The sequence below is a fragment of the Actinotignum sp. usb-actsch-rep-73 genome (assembly GCF_059082735.1).
Map to the genome: position 1 here is coordinate 1 of NZ_JBHNPV010000045.1, position 3438 is coordinate 3438.

4 protein-coding genes are annotated in these 3438 nt (G+C 56.7%); 2 read left to right on the top strand and 2 right to left on the bottom strand.

Annotated features, from left to right (window positions below):
• Nucleotides 1-199, top strand: a 199-nt coding sequence (locus AC5RE1_RS03270; protein ID WP_493938339.1) for a hypothetical protein, incomplete at its 5' end; no start/stop codon positions are given.
• Nucleotides 200-273: 74 nt separating this feature from the next.
• On the opposite strand, the gene AC5RE1_RS03275 is transcribed toward AC5RE1_RS03270, so the two are convergent.
• On the bottom strand, nt 274-1239 hold the full coding sequence (locus AC5RE1_RS03275; RefSeq protein WP_179370340.1) for a bile acid:sodium symporter family protein: 966 nt from the start codon (nt 1237-1239) through the stop codon (nt 274-276).
• A 207-nt stretch (nt 1240-1446) separates the two neighbouring features.
• Between AC5RE1_RS03275 and AC5RE1_RS03280 the strand changes: the two genes are divergently transcribed.
• Nucleotides 1447-2271 (top strand): YwiC-like family protein, encoded by an 825-nt coding sequence (locus AC5RE1_RS03280; protein WP_179370259.1) that lies wholly within the window; start codon nt 1447-1449, stop codon nt 2269-2271.
• Between the two features lie 301 nt (nt 2272-2572).
• On the opposite strand, the gene AC5RE1_RS03285 is transcribed toward AC5RE1_RS03280, so the two are convergent.
• Nucleotides 2573-2698, bottom strand: a complete 126-nt coding sequence (locus AC5RE1_RS03285) for a hypothetical protein (RefSeq protein ID WP_493938340.1) — start codon at nt 2696-2698, stop codon at nt 2573-2575.
• Between the last annotated feature and the right edge of the window lie 740 nt (nt 2699-3438).

The following is a 3438-nucleotide window of genomic DNA, read 5'->3' on the forward strand; positions in this document are numbered from 1 at the left end:
CTTTTCTCCCCCGAATTGTCAGCGCCTACTCATCCCGGCCTACCTGCACCACGGCCTGAACTCTATCTTCTGGTGCGACGTTATCGGCATCAACGACAGTGGTGACTTCCTCGGGGGCTTTCACACACGATGGGCCCACGGTCTGGTTTTCACACCGGATCGTGGGCCCATTCGTTATGCGCGCAAGGCGCTGAAGTGAAGAAAGGTAGAAGTTCTGCGGGTGCCTCGTCCCCCAACGAGAAACAGAAGGAGCAACTCTGGCGAAACTGTGGATTACTTGTCCAGTGGGCGACGCTGGAAGAACGCCGCCAGCGCGGAGCCGGACACGTTGTGCCAGACAGAGAAGATTGCGCCGGGGACGGCTGCTTCGGGGGTAAAGTACTGGGCACCGAGACCCGCTGCTAGACCGGAGTTCTGCATACCGACTTCGATGGCAGTCGTGCGAGCTGCACGCTCACCGACACCGGTCAGCCGGGCAAAACCGTAGCCGAGGCCCAAGCCAAGCGCATTGTGCACGATGACGACGGCAAGAACCAGCAGGCCACCCGACAGTATGCGCTCAGACGAGGCGCCAACCAACCCGAGGACCGCATAGGAGATGCCAAGGACACTCATCCAGGGCAGGGCGGGAAGAACCGTGGCAACGAAGCGTGGCATCAGGCGACGAACAATCAGGCCAAGGACCACGGGGATGAAGACGATCATCATGATCGACTTTGCCATCGCGGGCGCGTCGACGGGCATGTACTGGCCGGCCAAATACTTGGTCAAAATCGGCGTGACCAGCGGAGAAAGCAGCGTGGAAACGGAGGTCATCGCAACCGACAGGGCAACGTCACCCTTCGCAAGGTAGGCGACGACGTTCGATGCGGTTCCACCGGGCGCACAACCGACAAGGATGACGCCAACTGCGAGCGCCGGATCGAGGTGGAATGCCCAGGTGACGAAGAGTGCGGACAGAGGCATGACGATGAACTGGAGCAGGACACCCATGATGATGGGCCAGGGGCGACGGGCAACAACCGCAAAGTCGGGAAATGTCAGTGTCAGACCCATGCCGAACATAATGACCATCAGCGCGTAGTTCACGCCGGAAACCAGTGGCGCAGCAGCGTCGGGGAAGATCAGTCCACCAACAAGTGCGCCAAGGATGATCAGGGGGAATACGGTCACCGCGATCTTTGCGGATCGGTCTTCTTGTGCGCTAGGCGCAGGAGTTTGGGGCGCGGGAGCTGTCATCGTCGGGGTACTCACGCCTCTATTGTGCCCAGATTTGGCGAAAAACTCCTGTTTTCGTCTGCTTTGGTAAGCGACGTCTCGCGGTTGACGAGGTCGGGCTGGCATTATGGACTCCTTTCGGGAAGGGGTCCCGGGCACCGGTTTAACGTGTCTCTTGACGACGCTTTGTCATCTCCATTGCCCGGCATTTTGCCTAGAGTTTGTGTCATGGAACCGAAGAAGATGACACCAAAGAGTGGCGTTAAACGCTCGCTCGGCGCGAAGGGATGGGTTCCCGGTCAGAAGGGGTCGTGGGGAATTGCGTTGCTCCCGCTCCTCTTGGGGTGTTGGCTTGCCGGCTGGCATCCGCTTTTTGCGTTGCTTATCCCCGCATGGTTTAGCGCGTTCGCATTCTTCCAAGTGTTTGAGAAGTGGATGAAGGCGCCGTCTTCTCGTCGTTCTTCCCTTCAACCTGCGTTTATCACGTGGACTGGGCTGACTGCTCTACTCGGAATTCCGCTTCTGGTTGTGGCGCCTCGACTGCTGGCGTGGGCTCCGTTCTTTGCTCCGCTGGTTGCGCTGACCTTGTGGGGGGTGTCGCGCGGGCATGATCGTGCGATTGCGACCAGGTTCTCGTCGGTTCTTGCGTCAACGTTGATGACACCTGTTGCCGCCAGTTTGTCGCTTGACGTGTATCCAACGAACACTGAGCTTGGTTTTGCTTGGCTTTCCTTTGGCGTGCTCAGCGCCTATTTCATCGCCTGCGTTCCGTATGTGCGTTCACTGATTCGCGGACGCAAAAACCCGCGCCCGTGGATTATTGCCGGCGGGGTTCTTCATCTGCTTGCGCTGGCCGGAGTCTGCTGTGCAGTATGGGCGAATCTGCTCGGCTGGAGTTCCATCGTCTTGTGGGTTGCTCTGCTGGCCCGATCCCTGATTGTTCCGCTCTGGCAGGCACGACGCGCAAAGCCGATTCCTGTGATCGTTCTTGGGCGCAGTGAGATTGTGTGGTCACTGCTTGTGGTTGCCAGCTTGACCACCCCACTCATCTAGTCCGATTTATCTACCCAAAGCAACGCCGAGGAACCGCATAGCAGTGTGACCTCGTCAATTGAACAACTGGAACTGCGCCCAGCTCGCTTCAATCCTGCAAGGCTTGGACTATGACGACCGATGCACGAATTACCGCTTTGATCGAGGGTCTGCTCGAAGGACATCCGGAGAGGCGTGTCGACCCGGCGCGCTCTGGCACGCCGATAGGCACTACGAGAGAGCCTAACGATCTGGCGAGCATATCTTCGGGAGTAGCCCCGCTCGACCAGACGCCACACGGCATCATGATGGCGAGCGGGGCTTAGAAGTTTCCTTCCGATAATTCCTTCCACGTTGCCTTTTCCAGCTCCGCCTGGCCGAGGAGCCGTTTGTGGCAAGCGTTCTCCTCACGAAGACGCTGGAGCCCTTTGGCTTCACTCGTGCTCATCGACCCATACGTTGACTACCACAGATTCAACGTTGCTTCGCTGATCCCCAGCTCGTTGATAATCTGCGCCGTCGTCGACTCATATAGGCAGTTTCGGCTACTTTATCTTCGTATTTTAGTGCTTTCTGGTTTTCTTACTACCAGCGATAAGTAATCCGCCAGCCACAAGAATCATCGCTGCAACGTGATACGGCATCCCAGCATATCCAGTTTTCGAGAGCTTCCCGGAATTAGGGGATTTAGACGCTTTAGTGGCGCCATCGCCATTGTTGTTGCTTCCACCATTCGGGTTGTCAACCGGGATCTTCTTCCAGACGGCTTTGATAACGGTATCCTTGTCAGCCTTGATCTTGGTTCCAGGCGCAACCTCTTGGCCGTTTACTTCCCAAGCCTTAAATTCCTGGGTGTCATCCGGAGCAGTGAAACCGTTAGGCAACACCGTGTACTCACTACCCTTATCCACGGTCGCGCCATCCATGCTGCCCTTACCACCGTTAGCGTCATAACTAACCTTCACCGGNATCTTCTTCCAGACNGCTTTGATAACGGTATCCTTGTCAGCCTTGATCTTGGNTCCAGGCGCAACCNTCTNACCATTAACTTCCCAAGTATCAAACTCTTGAGTGTCATCCGGAGCAGTGAAAGCGTTATCAAGCAGGGTATATTTACTACCCTTATCCACGGTTTTACCAGTCATGGTTCCGCTACCACCATTAGCGTCATAACTGACCTTCACCGGG